Source organism: Cellulophaga omnivescoria (assembly GCF_001999725.1).
Taxonomy (GTDB): domain Bacteria; phylum Bacteroidota; class Bacteroidia; order Flavobacteriales; family Flavobacteriaceae; genus Cellulophaga; species Cellulophaga omnivescoria.
Genome location: NZ_MDDP01000002.1, coordinates 169,987 through 187,191 on the forward strand (window position 1 = coordinate 169,987; position 17,205 = coordinate 187,191).

Here is a 17,205-nt window from a genome sequence, read left to right on the forward strand (position 1 = left end):
TTATCTTAATTTTTTTATTGCTTATTTAACGTCCAATCATATGGGTAAAAAGAAACTTTTACTTTAGCATCTATTTTTTCTTTTCTGTAAATATTTACAAAATCTATTAAAGATTTTCCGTCTTGTGTAAAATCTCCTTTATACCACTCAAAAATTTGAGAAAGCTTTACCTTGTTTTTATTAACCATAATAAAGCTTGGATTATTAATGGCTATTTCTGTTTGTTTTTGCAACTGATTTTCTAAGCTATTAGGCATATAAGCCATATTAATTATTGGAGGACAGCCTAAACCTGCACACACCAAAACAAAATGAAAACGGGCTTCTTTAGGAAAAACGGCACGCAACATTTTATGTTCCATATCATTTAACGTAAGCTCTTTACCTGCTACATTATGCTTTATTTTATCAAAAAAACCAGCCTTATCTAAAGGAGATTTTAAAGGATAATTTTCTACTACATTTTTAATAACACTAATATTGTATGCGTTAATCCAAAATGCCTGGTATGTAGCAACATCGCTCTTATACACTTTTATAGTTTTCATTTGCGCCACTAAATCATTTAAATCTTTAGGAGATTCTTTAATACTCTTGTATGCTACTTTACCATTTTTAACATTGGTATTAAAAAAAGCATTAGCTTTAGTAAAAAAGGTATTAGCATCCTGAGAAAAACCAGTTGTTACACTAAATAGAATAAGTAAAATTGATATTTTAATAGTATTTTTCATATTACATTTGGTATTATTTAATAAGTGTGTCGTTGTATTTTATTAAAACATACAAACAGCATCTTAAATTTATTTTAAGCAAAGTAACTTGTTAAATATCACATTTTGATAACAAAAAAAAATCAAGTTTATTCTTATTTAGAAACCATATAAATAATCCATTCTGCGTTAAGGTTAAAACTTTTAACCCGACAGAAACTTTAATATTTTTAAAACTATGGAGCACATTGTTATTATTGGTAATGGTATTGCAGGCGTAACGGCAGCAAGACACATTAGAAAGTTATCAGATAAAAAGATCACAATTATTTCTGCCGAATCTGAATATTTCTTTTCTAGAACTGCGCTTATGTACGTTTATATGGGACATATGAAGTTTGAGCATACACAACCTTATGAAAACTGGTTTTGGAAAAAAAACAGAATAGAGCTTGTAAACGGTTATGTTAACAATGTAGACCACGCTAACAAAAAGGTAGATTTAGAAAACTCATCTATTTCTTATGATAAACTTATTATTGCAACAGGCTCTAAACCCAATAAATTTGGTTGGCCAGGTCAAGATTTAAAAGGCGTACAAGGCTTATACTCTAAACAAGATTTAGAACAATTACAACAAAATGCTCCGGACAACAAAACTTGTAAAAGAGCAGTAATAGTTGGCGGCGGCTTAATTGGTATAGAAATGGCAGAAATGTTACGTAGCCGTAAAATACCTGTTACTTTTTTGGTAAGAGAAACAAGTTTTTGGAACGGTGTTTTGCCAAAAGGAGAATCTGAACTTATAAATGAACATATTTTAGACCACCATATAGATTTACGCCTAAACACCAATTTAGTAGAAATTATTGCAGATGAAAATGGACGAGCTAAAGCTATTACTACAGATAAAGGTGAAACCATAGCTTGTACCGTTGTTGGTTTAACGGCAGGTGTATCTCCCAACGTAGATTTTTTAAAGGATTCTGGTATAGAGTTAGGTCGTGGTGTTAAAGTAAACAGGTTTTTAGAAACAAATATTAAAGATATTTATGCTATTGGAGACTGTGCAGAACAACACCAAGGTATAGGCAACAGAAGACCTATAGAGGCTGTTTGGTATACCGGCAGAATGATGGGTGAAACCCTAGCGCAAACCATTTGTGGCAATAGAATAGAATATAAACCAGGACACTGGTTTAACTCTGCTAAATTTTTAGACATAGAGTACCAAACCTACGGTTGGGTGTTTAGTGAAAGAAACAAACAAGAATACGAAGCACATTTTCATTGGAGACACGCCACAGAAAATATTTGCATAACAATTGCTTACCATAAAGACACTAAAGAATTTTTAGGTATTAACACCTTTGGCATACGTATGCGCCACGAGGTTTTTAACAAATGGCTTTCCAATAAAAAAGGTTTAGAGTATGTGCTTCAGCATTTAAAAGATGCCAATTTTGATCCCGAGTTTTATAAACAATATGAAACCGAAATTATAGCAAGATACAATGCTGAATTTAGCACAAATTTATCAGCTAAAAAGAAAAGTTTAAAAAGAATATTCAACATAGCTTAATTAATAAAAAAATGAAAACAATTAAATATTTAGGCCTTGTTATATTTTTAGTAGGATTGGGCATTTTTGCAGCTACTCCTTTTTTAGGAAATTTTAAATTAGACCAAAAAACTTTTAACGAAACAATTAGTAGTCAAGGTGTTAAAAGCGAACTATTAATTAAAGATCTTGAATCTAAATTAGTTGGTAAAGATTTTTCTAGCTCAACTTTTTTAGCTCCCGTGCTTGATGATGCTATAGACAAAGCAAATGCCACACACATAAAAAATAAAGAATGGGGCAAAAAAACATATGCTAGTGGTGACAATATGGCGGCAGCAATTCGTAAAGCTTCTAGTTATGGTTTTATACCAGAAAACAAAGGTACAATGTGGTTTTTAACCTTTGGCTTAGGTATTATTGGAGCTCTAATGTTTATACTACCTAATGTAGTTTTACTAGGCAAAAAAGGTATAAAAAATGATGGTATTTATTTACAAAGTGCCACCAACCGAGGTATAATTGCTTGGTTAGTTTTCTTTTTTCTGGTAAGCTTTTATATTATACTTTATTTTTATTCTGAATACGCGGTAAACTGGACATTTTTAGTAGACCCTATTAGTGAAGCCCTTAGCGGAAATCCTGCGGGACATTGGTTTGTATATGGTTTTATGTATTGTGTGGTTATGACGGTTATGGCTGTACGTATGTACATAAAATACAGACATAATATGTACCAAATATTCCGTACAACATCTGTATTATTTTTTCAAATAGTATTTGCATTCTTAATACCAGAAATTATGGTGCGCTTGCAAATGCCTTATTACGATTTTAAAAATGCATTTCCTTTAGATTATGATTTCTTTTTTCAATGGAATTTAAAAGATCTTATTGCTAACGGTGGTATTGGTATTTTTATACTTGTTTGGGGTATAGCACTAACCCTTGTAATTGTACCAATAATGGTCTATTTCTTTGGTAAAAGATGGTATTGCTCTTGGGTATGTGGCTGTGGTGGTTTAGCAGAAACACTTGGAGACCCTTACAGACAACACTCTAGCAAATCTTTATTCTCTTGGAAAGTAGAACGCTGGTTAATACACGCAGTGTTAGTTTTTGCTGTAGGTATGACGCTTATGACTCTTTATAGCTTTTTTGCCGAATCTAGTACGGTTCTAGGTATAAAAACACAAACCGTACAAAATATATACAGCCTTTTAATAGGTGCTATTTTTGCTGGTGTTATTGGCACTGGTTTTTATCCAATTTTTGGTAATAGAGTGTGGTGTAGATTTGGTTGCCCGTTAGCCGCTTACTTAGGTTTTGTGCAACGTTTTAAGTCTAGGTTTAGAATTACTACAAATGGCGGTCAATGTATTTCTTGCGGTAACTGTTCTACTTACTGTGAACAAGGTATAGATGTACGTGCCTATGCCCAAAAAGGCGAAAACATTGTACGCTCTAGTTGTGTTGGTTGCGGTGTATGCTCTGCTGTTTGTCCACGTGGCGTTTTAAAATTAGAAAACGGACCAGAAGAAGGACGTATTAACCCTACTGAAGTTTTATTGGGTAACGATGTAGATTTAATGGAACTAGTAAATAAAAAATAAATGATGCTTTTACGATTACTTCTTGTTTCTTTTACCATAGTGCTAAGCATAAACAGCTTAGATTATAAAGAGTATAGCAAGCAATATTACGCATCTGGAGCTCTAAAGGCAGAAGGCTGGCTAAGCAATGGTTCTAAAAATGGTTTTTGGAAATTTTACAATGAGAATAAAACTCTTGCCAAACAAGGACATTACACCAACAATAAAAAAGAAAACTATTGGTACTTTTACAACCTTAATGGTAAAATAGAAAAAGAAGGACATTATAAAAATAATAGCAAAACTGGTTGGTGGTTATTTTATACAAGTGACGGAAAAATAAACCATAAATGCCAATTATCTAATGATGTTAAAAATGGCTATTGCCTAAAATACAAGAACGAAAAGCTTTCTTCTGCCGAAAAATATAAAAATGGTAAAAAAATTAAAGAATGGTTTAGTTTTGCAGGCTTTAAAAAGGAAAACAATTTATCCGACTTAAGGTAATGGCAAAAATTAATGTAATTATTCCGGCTTATAATGAAGCCAACTCTATAGCTAAGGTTATAAAAGATATACCCGCAATTGTTTCCGAAATTATAGTTGTAAACAACAATTCTACAGACAACACTGTTAGTAATGCAGAAAAAGCAGGCGCTACTGTGCTAACAGAAAACAGAAAAGGGTACGGTTATGCCTGTTTAAAAGGTATGGATTACATTGCTAAAAAATCCAACAAACCAGATATTATCGTATTTCTAGACGGAGATTACTCTGATTATCCAGAGGAATTAGTAAAAATTGTTGCACCAATAATAGACAACAAAGTAGACTTTGTAGTAGGCGCCAGAACAAAAAAAGGAAGAGAAAAAGGTAGTATGACTCCCCAACAAGTGTTTGGAAACAGGCTTGCAACGGTATTAATGAAAATTTTTTTTAATGCAAAGTTTACAGATTTAGGGCCGTTTAGAGCAATTAAGTACAAAACACTGTTAAACCTAGATATGCAAGACAAAACTTATGGTTGGACTGTTGAAATGCAACTTAAAATTCTAAAGAAAAAGTTAAAATATTTAGAGGTTCCTGTACGTTATAAAAAAAGAATTGGCGTATCAAAGGTCTCAGGCACAGTAAAAGGTACTATATTTGCCGGTGTAAAGATCCTTGGATGGATATTTAAATATAGTTTTAAGTAATATGGAAATTGCAATTACATACATAATTATTGGTATATACAGTTTAGCTTTATTGTTAATATTTTTTTACAGTTTAGCTCAACTTAATTTACTTGTTAATTATTTAGGTTACAGAAGAAGAAATAAAGAAGCTCCTAAATACAACCTTTTAGACGCTAAAGAAGTTCCTTATGTAACTATACAACTTCCAATATATAATGAAGAATACGTTGTTGAAAGGTTATTAGAGAACATTGCAAAAATAGAATACCCTAGTAACAAACTGGAAATTCAGGTTTTAGATGACTCTACAGACGACTCTGTAATAGAAACCGAAAGACAAATAAAAGCTTTACAAGAAACTGGTTTAGATATACAACATATTAGAAGAACCAACAGACAAGGATACAAAGCTGGTGCTTTAAAAGAAGGACTAACATCTGCAAAAGGTGATTTTATTGCCATTTTTGATGCCGATTTTTTACCGGATTCAGACTGGTTAAAGAAAACTGTTATTTACTTTAAAGATGAAGAAATAGGTGTTGTACAAACCAGATGGGGACATATTAACAGGGATTATTCTGTTTTAACAAGAATACAAGCTTTTGCTTTAGATGCTCACTTTACTTTAGAACAAGTAGGCCGTAATGCAAAAGGACACTTTATAAACTTTAACGGTACTGCTGGTATCTGGCGAAAAACTTGCATTATTGATGCTGGTAACTGGGAAGGCGACACGTTAACAGAAGATTTAGATTTAAGCTACCGTGCACAATTAAAAAACTGGAAGTTTAAATATTTAGAAGACGTAGAAACACCTGCAGAATTACCTGTTGTTATTTCTGCTGCTCGTTCTCAACAATTTAGATGGAACAAAGGTGGTGCAGAAAACTTTAGAAAATCTGTAGTTAGTGTTGTTACCGCTAAAAATATCTCCTTTAAAACTAAGTTTCACGGTGTTATGCACCTCCTAAACAGTTCAATGTTTTTATGCGTATTTTTAGTTGCACTACTAAGTATACCAATGCTTTATATTAAAAACAGGAACGAATCTTTAGGATGGGTTTTTGAGGTAACTAGCTTTTTTATTTTAAGTACGGTAATATTATTTGTATGCTACTGGTTTACTTTTAAAAGCATACAAGGCAGTAGTTTTAGTAAGTTTATAGACTATATAAGACTCTTTTTTACATTCTTTTCTGTAGCCCTTGGTTTTTCTTTACACAACACATTAGCTGTATTAGAAGGTCACAGAGGTAAAAGAAGTGAGTTTGTACGTACTCCTAAATTTAATATCAATAATATTTCTGATAGTTGGAAAGGAAATAAATACCTTACTAAAAAATTATCTCCAAATATGATTTTAGAATTTGGACTAATGTTATATTTCTTGTTTGGTATGTACTCTGCAATTCCTCTAAACGATTTTGGTCTGTTTCCATTCCATTTTATGTTGTTTTTAGGGTTTGGCTACGTTTTCTTTAACTCACTTACAGCAAAGGCTTAAATTAAGCCTTAAACGTTATATTTACTATTAAGTTTTTACACTCTACCTTTATTAAATTAGTGTATTTTTAATGACTGTTACATTTACACACTTCATTTCTTAAACACTATTGTAAAAAAAGTGAATTGTATATTTTTTAGTACATTAGAAGACTTAATGTAAATTATATTTTTTGTAATGCAAGTAAAAATTTTATCATATTATAGGTTACACAAAATACCTATATTATTACTACTTGCTAGCCTACTTTTTTATTACACTTTTGCATACCATTTAGTACGCACAGATTTTCCTAAGTTAATTACTTTAGCTGCGGCACTATTTTTTTTATGCTACAAGCTTATACAATTTGAAAAATGGAACTTTAAATTTTTACTCGCTGCGGGCATTTTATTTAGGCTTATTTTTTTATTTGTAGAGCCAATGCTATCTCAAGATTTTTATAGGTTTATTTGGGATGGCGAATTAGTTCTACAAGGCCAAAACCCATATTTACAAACACCAAATACTATTGTAGAACTAGGAAAAGTTCATATAAATAATGCTGCTCATTTATACGCAAGTATGGGAGAAATTAGCGCAAAAAACTTTAGTAATTATCCACCATTAAATCAGTTTATATTTGCACTAGCAGCATTGTTTAGTGGCAAAAGTATGCTTGGCAGTATACTAACAATGCGTCTTGTAATTATACTTGCAGATATTGGCATTCTATATTTTGGCCGCAAATTACTGGCAAAACTAAACTTATCGTCACACTTACTATTTTGGTACTTTTTAAATCCACTAGTAATTATAGAGCTTACAGGAAATCTTCATTTTGAAGGTGTAATGCTTTTCTTTTTTATTTGGAGTATGCATTTACTTTCTCAAAAAAAATATTTGCTTGCCGCTCCTATTTTAGCACTATCAATAGCTGTAAAACTTGTACCACTAATGTTTTTACCATTATTTATAAGACATTTAGGTTTAAAAAAAGTAATTCCTTTTTACACTATAATTGGTGTTACTATACTTGCTCTTTTAGTACCATTTTATTCATCAGAATTTATAAATAATTACACCACAACTATAGGACTTTGGTTTAGTAATTTTGAGTTTAATGCTAGCATCTATAACATTATTAAAAAAGTTGCCGAAATTAATGGTAGTAAAGACTGGGAAACCATTAGGGCATTCGGAAAAATATCTCCATATATAACTATAGCAATGGTTTTTCTTTTCTCTCTTTTAAAAAATAACAAAACCATTACTAGCTTATTTACTAGTATGCTTTGGGTACTAACTATATACTATTTTATATCTACTACTGTGCACCCTTGGTATATAATTTTTATAGCATTACTTAGTGTATTTACTAAGTTTAGATTTGCAATTTTATGGTCTGCATTAGTATTTTTAAGTTATTGGGCATACTCTAACCCAGATTTTAAAGAACATTTAGGTATACTAGCAATTGAGTATATTACAATTTTTAGCTTTGTAATTTACGAATTACTCAGACTTAATAGACAAAACTTACTTTATTCAAAAAAATAAACTTGCAAATTAGGCTAGCTTAATTTAATTTGTACATTTGGTCTTGTAATGAACAAGAACACAAACATATTATTTTTTAGCAGGGTTTCTACACCCTTAGCTACGCTTGTTCCTACACGCCGCCGCCCGTAAGGGTATTACTTCTATTTTGGAATTAGGTGAGTCCAATTCCGTTTTTCAAGACATAAATTTTTACAATACTAACATTAAAGCAACATTCAATGAGAATTGTAATTGCTAATGCATCGCATATTAAATATGCGCAAATAATTTCTGATACAATAACAGAATCTGCTAAAGTACGCGGTACCGGAATTGCTAAGCGTACGCCAGAATACATTCTAAAAAGGCTGCAAAATGGTAATGCGGTTATTGCCTTAGACGGAGAAAAGTTTGCTGGTTTTTGCTATATAGAGGTTTGGGGACACAATAAATTTGTTGCCAATTCTGGACTAATTGTGCATCCAGATTTTAGGAATCTTGGGCTTGCAAAAAAAATAAAAGAGCGCATTTTTAAACTATCAAGAGAAAAATTCCCTGACGCAAAAATATTTGGTATTACAACAGGTCTTGCTGTTATGAAAATGAACTATGAACTTGGTTACAAACCAGTTACTTTTTCTGAACTTACAGATGACCCTGAATTTTGGAAAGGATGCCAAACTTGTAAAAATTTTGATGTACTAACTAGAACAGAACAAAAAATGTGTCTTTGTACAGGTATGTTATATGATCCTGCTGCAAAACCAAAAGCTACCGATAAAAAAGAGGTAGATGGCAAAGTATTTAAAAGATTAAAAAGTATAAAAGAGCAATTGTTCTTAAAAAAGAAAAATAAAGATGAGTAAATTAGTTTTAGCATATAGTGGTGGTTTAGATACGTCTTACTGCGCAAAATATTTATCAAAAGACAAAGGTTTTGAAGTACACGCTGTTAGTGTAAATACTGGTGGTTTTACTAAACAAGAAATTACTAATATTAAAAAGAAAGCTCTAGAATTGGGGGCATCCAGCTATACTTCTATAGATGCTGTACAAACATTTTACAACAAGGTTGTAAAATATTTAATTTTTGGGAATGTTTTAAAAAATAATACATATCCATTATCAGTTAGTGCAGAGCGTATTGTACAGGCTATAGAAATTGTAAATCACGCAAAAAAAATAGGCGCCAAATACATTGCTCATGGCAGTACAGGGGCAGGTAATGACCAGGTTAGGTTTGATATGATTTTTCAGATCATTGCACCAGAAATAGAAATTATTACTCCTATTAGAGACAACCAATTATCTAGAGAAGTAGAAATTGCATATTTAAAAGAAAATGGTGTAGACTATCCTTGGGAAAAAGCCAAATACTCTATTAATAAAGGACTATGGGGAACTTCTGTTGGTGGCGATGAAACGCTAACATCACATTCTCCATTACCAGATACCGCATATCCTAGTCAGCTTGAAGAAAGAAACCCTTTGGATGTAAAGTTAACTTTTACCAAAGGAGAAATTACAGCAATTAATGATGAGCAAGACAAACCAATTAACAATATTACTAAGTTAAATGATGTTGCCTCAAAATTTGCTATAGGTAGAGACATACACGTTGGCGATACAATTATTGGTATTAAAGGTAGAGTTGGCTTTGAGGCTGCTGCATCATTACTAATTATAAAAGCACACCATTTACTAGAAAAACATACGCTTACAAAATGGCAACAATACCAAAAAGAACAACAGGGTAACTTTTATGGTATGCTATTACATGAAGGTAACTACCTAGATGAAGTTATGCGTAACATTGAAGCCTTTTTAAAAGACACGCAAAAAAATGTTTCTGGAGATGTATTTGTTACACTACACCCGTACAGGTTTGAGCTTAATGGTATTGCCTCCAAACACGACCTTATGAACGCTTCTTTTGGTAGTTACGGTGAAATGAATAAAGGATGGACAGCTGACGATGCTAAAGGATTTATTAAAATTTTATCTAACTCAGGTAAAATATACAATCACGTAAATAAAAATTAAAATAGGATGATTAACATAGGTATTATTGGTGGTTCTGGGTATACAGGTGGGGAGTTAATAAGGTTACTTTTAAATCACCCTAAAGCAAATATTAATTTTATTTACAGTACAACTAGAGCAGGTAAAAGCATTGCAACTGCACATCCTGATTTATTAGGACAAACAGATCTTAAATTTACGGGTACAGTAAATTTAAATGTAGATCTTGTTTTTTTGTGCCTTGGTCACGGTAACTCTACCACTTTCTTAACAGAAAATTCATTTTCAAGTAACACTAAAATTATAGATTTAAGTAATGATTTTAGGCTGCAAAATGATGCTATTTTAAACGGAAAAGAATTTATTTACGGCTTACCAGAAACCAATAAAGAAAAAATAAAAACAGCAAATTACATTGCAAATCCGGGTTGCTTTGCTACAGCAATTCAGCTTGCATTACTACCATTGGCAAAAGCAAATATTTTACATAATGATGTGCATATAAATGCTGTAACTGGTAGTACTGGCGCTGGCGTAAAACCAAGTGACTCTACCCATTTTAGCTGGCGTAACAACAATGTATCATGGTACAAACCTTTTACACACCAACATTTAGGTGAAATAGGTGAAAGTTTACAGTCTTTTAAAAATGAAATTGGAGAGTTACTGTTTCTTCCGCAAAGAGGAAACTTTGCCAGAGGTATTTTTGCTACTGCTTACACAAAATATAAAGGGAGTTTAGAAGATGCTTATGAGCTGTACACTAATTTTTATGCAGATGCGAAATTTACAAATGTATCAGACTCAGAAATTCATTTAAAACAAGTAGTAAACACCAACCAATGCCATTTGCACTTGCACTTACATAACGGCAATTTACTAGTTACATCTGCCATAGATAATTTACTAAAAGGTGCATCTGGGCAAGCGGTACAGAATATGAATTTAATGTACGGTTTTAATGAAGATGAAGGTTTAAAACTAAAAGCAACCGCATTTTAACATCAATCTAAAAAATAAAAAAACCAACTATGAAACTAGCTATTATAGGTGCCGGAAATTTAGGATTATCTATTGCAAAAGGTATTTTAAATTCTAACGGTGCAACTACAATGTACTTAACAAAAAGAAGTACAGAAAGTATTGAAGAGTATAAAACTTATGGCAACGTAACTGTTACTGCAGACAATAGAGAGGCTGTAAAAAATTCTGATGTCTTAATTTTTGCTGTACAGCCTAATCATTTTGAAGCTATTTTAAATGATGTTAAAGATTTGCTTACAGAAAAACACATTGTAATATCTACCATAACTGGTTTTAGTATTAAAAAAATTGAAGCTATCCTTGGTAAAGACACCTATATTATTAGAAGTATGCCTAACACAGCTATTTCTGTAGGACAGTCTATGACCTGCGTTTGTAGCAATGAAATGGGTAAAAAACGAATAGAATTAGCCAAAGCCATTTTTAACAGAATGGGACACTCTTTAGAAATTCCTGAAAGTCAAATGCAAGCGGCAACAGTAATTTGTGCAAGCGGAATTGCTTTTTGGATGCGACTAATACGTGCTACTACACAAGGAGCTATACAACTAGGTTTTGATGCTAAAGAAGCACAAGAACTAGCAATGTATACCTGTAACGGTGCTGCTAGTTTATTAATAGAATCTGGCAACCACCCAGAGCAAGAAATAGACCGTGTAACAACACCTATGGGCTGTACCATTAAAGGTTTAAACGAGATGGAGCACCAAGGATTAAGCTCTTCTTTAATTAGAGGAATTGTAGCTTCGTTTGATAAAATAAGTGAGTTTAAAGTAAAAAATTAAGGATGAATTTATTTGATGTATACCCTTTGTATAATGTCACTCCGGTTTCTGCAAAAGGCAGCCAGGTAATAGATGATAAAGGTCAAGAATATTTAGATTTTTATGGTGGCCATGCAGTAATTTCTATAGGACATTCGCACCCGCATTACGTACGCAGAATTAAAGAGCAATTAGATAAAATTGCCTTTTATAGCAACGCAGTGCAAAACCCTCTACAAGGTGAGTTGGCAGAAAAACTTGTAGAGTTATCTAATTGTCAAGATTACAATTTATTTTTGTGTAATTCTGGCGCAGAAGCCAATGAAAATGCACTGAAATTAGCATCATTCTACACCAACAAATCTAGAGTTATTGCTTTTAATAACGGGTTTCATGGCAGAACATCTGCTGCTGTTGCAGCTACAGATAATGCCGCCATAAATGCGCCAATAAATAAACAACAAAAAGTAACTTTTTTAGCATTTAATGATATTGAATCTTTTACTACTGAAATTGAAAAAGATGATGTTTGTGCTGTTATTTTAGAGGCAGTACAAGGCGTTGGTGGTTTAGATGAACCTACTACAGAGTTTTACCAAAAAATAGAAGCTTTATGCAAAAAGCACAATGTGGTTTTAATTGCAGATGAAGTACAGTCTGGCTACGGAAGAACTGGCGAGTTTTTTGCTTATCAGCATCATAATATAAAACCAGATATTGTAACAATTGCCAAAGGAATGGGTAATGGTTTTCCTGTGGGCGGTGTTCTAATTCAAGAAAAAATAAAAGCCTCTTACGGTTTATTAGGTACTACTTTTGGTGGCAACCATTTAGCTTGTGCTGCTTGTTTAGCTGTTTTAGAAGTTATAGAGCAAGAAGATTTACTACGTAATGCTGCTAAAATGAATGCTTACTTTTTGCAAAAGGCCACTAGCGTACCACAAATAAAAAAAGTAAAAGGTCGCGGATTAATGCTAGGACTTCAATTTGATTTTGAAGTTGGTGATCTTAGAAAAAAAATGATATACAACCAGTTTGTATTTACTGGCGGAGCTAAGGATAAAACCTTATTGCGTATTCTGCCTGCGCTAAACATAACCACAGCTTTAATAGATGTGTTTTTTGATGCTTTACAAGCCGAATTAAAAGAATTATAATGAAGAATTACATTTCCATAACAGATATAAATTCGCTTCCCAATTGGGTTGATGAAGCCATAGAATTGAAGAAAAACCCTAAGAAATATAAATACTTAGGGGAAAATAAAACCATTGTTTTATTGTTTTTTAATAACAGCTTAAGAACACGGCTTAGCACACAAAAAGCTGCCCAAAACTTGGGTATGGAGGTTATTGTTATGAATTTTGGTGCAGAGGGCTGGACACTTGAATTTACAGATGGCACTGTTATGGACCAAGGCAAATCTGAACACGTAAAAGAGGCTGCACAAGTAGTTTCTCAGTACTGCGATGTTATTGGCATTAGAGCCTTTGCCAATTTACAAGATAAAGAAGAAGACGAGGCAGAGTTGGTTATTAACGGCTTTATAAAACACGCTACTGTTCCTATTTTAAATATGGAAAGCTCTGTTGGACATCCGTTACAAGCATTGGCAGATGCTATTACTTTGGCAGAAAACAACACAAAACCTAAACCTAAAGTTGTACTTTCTTGGGCTCCACATCCTAAGGCTTTACCACATGCGGTGGCAAATTCTTTTATAGAAATGATGCATTTACAAGATGCTGACTTTGTAATTACACACCCAAAAGGGTACGAGTTAAATACTAATATTACAAAAGGTGCTACTATAGAATATGACCAAGAAAAGGCTTTAGAAAATGCCGATTTTGTTTACGTTAAAAACTGGAGTAGTTACCAAAATTATGGTGAGGTTTTAAATCAAGATAAAAACTGGACAATTACTTTAAAAAAATTAGGAGCAGCTAAATTTATGCACTGCTTACCTGTACGTAGAAATGTAATTGTAGAAGATGCTGTTTTAGACAGCAACCAATCTTTAGTAATAGAACAAGCCAACAACAGAACTTTTGCTGCACAAATAGCATTAAAAAAAATATTAGAAAACCAATAACTATGGCACAAAAATTATCCATTGTAAAAATTGGCGGTAACGTAATAGAAAACAAAAAAGAACTGAGTAAGTTTTTAATTGCTTTTTCTAAAATTGAAGGTCTAAAAATATTAGTTCACGGTGGCGGAAAATTAGCTACCGAACTTGGAAAAAAACTGGGAATTGAATCTACACTTATAAACGGAAGGCGTATTACAGACGCACAAAGTTTAGAACTAATTACTATGGTTTACGGTGGGTTAGCCAACAAAAATATTGTTGTAGAATTGCAGTCACTAAACTGTAACGCTATTGGTTTAAGCGGTGCAGATGCTAATGTTATACAAGCAGTAAAAAGACCAGTAAAAGACATAGATTATGGCTTTGCTGGCGATATTGTAGCTGTTAACAGTAATACTATACATGCTATGCTACAAAACAACTGGACGCCTGTTTTTTGTGCACTTACACATAATAAATTCGGGCAATTACTAAACACCAATGCAGATACCATTGCCTCTGAAATTGCTATTGCTATGAGTAGTTTGTATGACACTACATTGTATTATTGCTTTGAGAAAAAAGGTGTTTTATTAGACATAACAAATGAAAATTCTGTAGTAAAAAAAATAAATACAGAAACCTATAAAGAACTTTTAGATAGTAAGGTAATTGCAGATGGTATGTTACCCAAACTTGAAAACTGCTTTAATGCTTTACAGAAAAAAGTAACTACGGTTTGCATAGGAGATGTTTCTATGTTAGATAAAAATGAAACACTTTACACCACAATAACACTATAAAAATGGAACAAAAACAGCTTACAGAAAAAGCTATAGATTTATTAAAAGAATTAATAGCTATACAATCATTTTCATCTGAAGAGGATAAAACTGCAGATGCAATTGAAAACTGGTTTACAAGTTTTAATATTCCGTTTACTAGAGATAATAATAATGTTTATGCTAAAAACAAGCATTGGGATGCTAGCAAACCAACCTTGCTTTTAAACTCGCATCATGACACTGTAAAACCAAATTCTGCTTACACTAAAGACCCATTTAATCCGCATATAGAAGACGGTAAATTGTATGGTTTAGGAAGCAATGATGCTGGTGGTTGCTTAGTCTCTTTATTGGCTACATTTTCTCATTTTTACAATGCCGAAAACCTAAAGCATAATATACTTATGGTAGCTTCTATGGAAGAAGAATCTGCCGGACCAAATAGCTTAAGAGGTTTACTACCTAAGTTACCACAAATTGATGTTGCTATTGTTGGTGAACCTACATTAATGCAGTTGGCTATTGCAGAAAAAGGACTTATTGTTTTTGATGCCGAAGTTAAAGGAACACCATCTCATGCAGCGCACCCAAATAATGACAATTCTATTTACAACACTATAAAAGTGTTAGAGTGGTTTAAAAACTATTCTTTTTCTAAAGTCTCTGATGTTTTAGGCGAAGTAAAACTTACCGTTACCCAAATTAATGCTGGCAAACAACACAATGTTGTACCCGCAAAAGTAGACTTAGTAATAGATGTTAGGGTAAATGATAAATATACCAATAAAGAGGTTGCAGAAATGTTACAAAAAGAAGCTCCTTGCAAGCTTACTCCTCGTGGTTTAAAGTTAAATTCTTCAGCTATAGACATAAGTCATCCTCTAGTACAAGCTGGTATTGCTTTAGGGAGAAAAACGTATGGTTCTCCAACACTATCAGACCAAGCGGCACTTACGTGTCAGTCTTTAAAATTAGGACCAGGAGACAGTACAAGGTCACATTCTGCAGATGAGTTTATTTATGTGAATGAGATTGAAGAAGGTATAGATTTATACATTAAAATATTAAATGGGTTTCTGCAATAAGTAAGCACCTAAAAAAACAAAAAGATTATGAAACTTTGGGACAAAGGATTTAGTACCGATAAAAAAATAGATCATTTTACAGTTGGTAATGACAGGGAGTTAGACTTACTACTTGCTAAGTACGATGTTATTGCGTCTAAAGCACACGCAAAAATGCTTGGCAAAATAGGACTTATTACAGCGCAAGAAGCAGAGAATTTGGTTAAAGAGCTTAGTGCTATTGCAAAAACCATAGAAGAAGGCTCTTTTGTTATTGAAGATTCTTTTGAGGATATGCACTCTAAAATAGAGTTTGTATTAACCGAAAAATTAGGTGACACCGGAAAAAAAATACACACAGCACGTTCTAGAAATGATCAGGTTTTAGTGGCTATGCATTTGTATTTAAAAGATGAATTACAAGAAATTAAGAGCGAAGTTAAAGTTTTATTTAACCTACTTTTAAATCTTGCTAATAAATATAAAAATGTGTTATTGCCTGGTTATACACATTTGCAAATTGCTATGCCCTCTTCATTTGGACTTTGGTTTTCTGCCTATGCAGAAAGCTTAATAGATGATTTGTATTTTGTTGATGCCGCCTACAAAATAGCAGATCAAAATCCGCTTGGTAGTGCTGCTGGTTACGGCAGTTCTTTTCCTATAGACAGAGATTTTACTACAAAAGAAATGGGCTTTGCTACTCAAAAATACAATGTTGTAGCTGCGCAAATGGGCCGTGGTAAAGTAGAAAAAGCTGCTGCCTTTGGTATTAGTAACGTTGCTGCTACCTTATCTAAAATGGCAATGGATATTTGTTTGTATATGAGTCAGAATTTTAATTTTATTTCTTTTCCGGATGAACTTACAACGGGTTCTAGCATTATGCCGCATAAGAAAAACCCAGATGTGTTTGAGCTTATACGTGGTAAATGCAATAAATTACAAGCTATACCTAACCAGTTAATTTTAATAACAAACAACTTACCTAGTGGCTACCACAGAGATTTACAATTGGTAAAAGAGGTTATTATACCTGCAATACAAGACATTAAAGCTTGTTTAGAAATACTGACTTTTAGCTTAAAAGAAGTACGTGTAAATGAAGCCATTTTAGAAGACCCTAAATACGATTATTTATTTAGTGTAGACACGTTAAACGAGTTGGTTTTAAGCGGAATACCATTTAGAGATGCTTATAAAAAAATGGGCAAAGAAATTAATGAAGGTACTTTTGCCCCTAAAAAAGATATTAAACACACACACCAAGGCAGTTTAGGTAATTTATGCTTGCAAGAAATTAGAGATAAATTAATTGATTAAAATTTTAATCCTTTTTCCCCAAAAAAAAGATAAAACCCCTAACATCAAAATATTAGGGGT

The 17,205-nt window shown here is 32.6% G+C and carries 16 protein-coding genes; 15 read left to right on the forward strand and 1 reads right to left on the reverse strand.

Going from position 1 to position 17,205, the window contains the following annotated elements; genetic code table 11:
• Positions 1-14: 14 nt before the first annotated feature.
• The gene (locus BFJ87_RS01745) at positions 15-734 is read right to left on the reverse strand and encodes a DUF547 domain-containing protein (protein ID WP_077399023.1); all 720 of its coding nucleotides are present in this window, start codon (positions 732-734) and stop codon (positions 15-17) included.
• 217 nt (positions 735-951) lie between these two features.
• Here BFJ87_RS01745 and BFJ87_RS01750 point away from each other — a divergent pair, with 217 nt between their 5' ends.
• From BFJ87_RS01750 to argH, 15 genes are all read left to right on the forward strand, one after another.
• Complete coding sequence (locus BFJ87_RS01750; protein ID WP_077399025.1) at positions 952-2,295, forward strand: NAD(P)/FAD-dependent oxidoreductase; 1,344 nt, start codon at positions 952-954, stop codon at positions 2,293-2,295.
• Positions 2,296-2,306: 11 nt separating this feature from the next.
• A complete protein-coding gene (locus tag BFJ87_RS01755; protein WP_077399027.1) occupies positions 2,307-3,887 on the forward strand; it encodes a 4Fe-4S binding protein in 1,581 nt (526 codons plus the stop codon).
• Positions 3,888-4,373, forward strand: coding sequence for a toxin-antitoxin system YwqK family antitoxin (locus tag BFJ87_RS01760; protein ID WP_338064776.1), 486 nt, complete (start codon positions 3,888-3,890; stop codon positions 4,371-4,373).
• A complete protein-coding gene (locus tag BFJ87_RS01765) occupies positions 4,373-5,062 on the forward strand; it encodes a glycosyltransferase family 2 protein (protein WP_077399029.1) in 690 nt (229 codons plus the stop codon). The genes BFJ87_RS01760 and BFJ87_RS01765 overlap by 1 nt, the downstream gene beginning before the upstream one ends.
• Position 5,063: 1 nt before the next feature.
• Positions 5,064-6,548, forward strand: a complete 1,485-nt coding sequence (locus BFJ87_RS01770; RefSeq protein WP_077399282.1) for a cellulose synthase family protein — start codon at positions 5,064-5,066, stop codon at positions 6,546-6,548.
• Between the two features lie 177 nt (positions 6,549-6,725).
• Positions 6,726-8,087, forward strand: a complete 1,362-nt coding sequence (gene mptB, locus BFJ87_RS01775; RefSeq protein WP_077399032.1) for a polyprenol phosphomannose-dependent alpha 1,6 mannosyltransferase MptB — start codon at positions 6,726-6,728, stop codon at positions 8,085-8,087.
• Between the two features lie 221 nt (positions 8,088-8,308).
• On the forward strand, positions 8,309-8,935 hold the full coding sequence (locus BFJ87_RS01780) for a GNAT family N-acetyltransferase (protein WP_077399035.1): 627 nt from the start codon (positions 8,309-8,311) through the stop codon (positions 8,933-8,935).
• Entirely contained in the window at positions 8,928-10,112 is a 1,185-nt protein-coding gene (locus tag BFJ87_RS01785; protein WP_077399038.1) for an argininosuccinate synthase, read from the forward strand. Before BFJ87_RS01780 ends, BFJ87_RS01785 begins: the two co-directional genes overlap by 8 nt.
• Positions 10,113-10,118: 6 nt before the next feature.
• Positions 10,119-11,093 (forward strand): N-acetyl-gamma-glutamyl-phosphate reductase, encoded by a 975-nt coding sequence (gene argC / locus BFJ87_RS01790; RefSeq protein ID WP_077399041.1) that lies wholly within the window; start codon positions 10,119-10,121, stop codon positions 11,091-11,093.
• 29 nt (positions 11,094-11,122) lie between these two features.
• A complete protein-coding gene (gene proC / locus BFJ87_RS01795; RefSeq protein ID WP_077399044.1) occupies positions 11,123-11,920 on the forward strand; it encodes a pyrroline-5-carboxylate reductase in 798 nt (265 codons plus the stop codon).
• Between the two features lie 2 nt (positions 11,921-11,922).
• Positions 11,923-13,056 (forward strand): aspartate aminotransferase family protein, encoded by a 1,134-nt coding sequence (locus BFJ87_RS01800; protein ID WP_077399047.1) that lies wholly within the window; start codon positions 11,923-11,925, stop codon positions 13,054-13,056.
• Positions 13,056-13,994 carry a Rossmann-fold NAD(P)-binding domain-containing protein gene (locus BFJ87_RS01805; protein WP_077399049.1) on the forward strand — a complete coding sequence of 313 codons (939 nt, stop codon included), beginning with the start codon at positions 13,056-13,058 and terminating at the stop codon, positions 13,992-13,994. The genes BFJ87_RS01800 and BFJ87_RS01805 overlap by 1 nt, the downstream gene beginning before the upstream one ends.
• Positions 13,995-13,996: 2 nt before the next feature.
• On the forward strand, positions 13,997-14,776 hold the full coding sequence (gene argB / locus BFJ87_RS01810; protein ID WP_077399052.1) for an acetylglutamate kinase: 780 nt from the start codon (positions 13,997-13,999) through the stop codon (positions 14,774-14,776).
• Positions 14,777-14,778: 2 nt separating this feature from the next.
• The gene (locus tag BFJ87_RS01815) at positions 14,779-15,843 is read left to right on the forward strand and encodes a M20 family metallo-hydrolase (RefSeq protein ID WP_077399055.1); all 1,065 of its coding nucleotides are present in this window, start codon (positions 14,779-14,781) and stop codon (positions 15,841-15,843) included.
• Between the two features lie 27 nt (positions 15,844-15,870).
• The gene (gene argH, locus BFJ87_RS01820; RefSeq protein WP_077399058.1) at positions 15,871-17,145 is read left to right on the forward strand and encodes an argininosuccinate lyase; all 1,275 of its coding nucleotides are present in this window, start codon (positions 15,871-15,873) and stop codon (positions 17,143-17,145) included.
• The last annotated feature ends 60 nt before the right edge of the window (positions 17,146-17,205 follow it).

Excerpts from the sequence above, each read along its gene's own strand:
- BFJ87_RS01745 (WP_077399023.1), bottom strand. The coding sequence starts at position 734 with ATGAAAAATACTATTAAAATATCAATTTTACTTATTCTATTTAGTGTA.
- BFJ87_RS01750 (WP_077399025.1), top strand. The coding sequence starts at position 952 with ATGGAGCACATTGTTATTATTGGTAATGGTATTGCAGGCGTAACGGCA.
- BFJ87_RS01755 (WP_077399027.1), top strand. The coding sequence starts at position 2,307 with ATGAAAACAATTAAATATTTAGGCCTTGTTATATTTTTAGTAGGATTG.
- BFJ87_RS01760 (WP_338064776.1), top strand. The coding sequence starts at position 3,888 with ATGATGCTTTTACGATTACTTCTTGTTTCTTTTACCATAGTGCTAAGC.
- BFJ87_RS01765 (WP_077399029.1), top strand. The coding sequence starts at position 4,373 with ATGGCAAAAATTAATGTAATTATTCCGGCTTATAATGAAGCCAACTCT.
- BFJ87_RS01770 (WP_077399282.1), top strand. The coding sequence starts at position 5,064 with ATGGAAATTGCAATTACATACATAATTATTGGTATATACAGTTTAGCT.
- mptB (WP_077399032.1), top strand. The coding sequence starts at position 6,726 with ATGCAAGTAAAAATTTTATCATATTATAGGTTACACAAAATACCTATA.
- BFJ87_RS01780 (WP_077399035.1), top strand. The coding sequence starts at position 8,309 with ATGAGAATTGTAATTGCTAATGCATCGCATATTAAATATGCGCAAATA.
- BFJ87_RS01785 (WP_077399038.1), top strand. The coding sequence starts at position 8,928 with ATGAGTAAATTAGTTTTAGCATATAGTGGTGGTTTAGATACGTCTTAC.
- argC (WP_077399041.1), top strand. The coding sequence starts at position 10,119 with ATGATTAACATAGGTATTATTGGTGGTTCTGGGTATACAGGTGGGGAG.
- proC (WP_077399044.1), top strand. The coding sequence starts at position 11,123 with ATGAAACTAGCTATTATAGGTGCCGGAAATTTAGGATTATCTATTGCA.
- BFJ87_RS01800 (WP_077399047.1), top strand. The coding sequence starts at position 11,923 with ATGAATTTATTTGATGTATACCCTTTGTATAATGTCACTCCGGTTTCT.
- BFJ87_RS01805 (WP_077399049.1), top strand. The coding sequence starts at position 13,056 with ATGAAGAATTACATTTCCATAACAGATATAAATTCGCTTCCCAATTGG.
- argB (WP_077399052.1), top strand. The coding sequence starts at position 13,997 with ATGGCACAAAAATTATCCATTGTAAAAATTGGCGGTAACGTAATAGAA.
- BFJ87_RS01815 (WP_077399055.1), top strand. The coding sequence starts at position 14,779 with ATGGAACAAAAACAGCTTACAGAAAAAGCTATAGATTTATTAAAAGAA.
- argH (WP_077399058.1), top strand. The coding sequence starts at position 15,871 with ATGAAACTTTGGGACAAAGGATTTAGTACCGATAAAAAAATAGATCAT.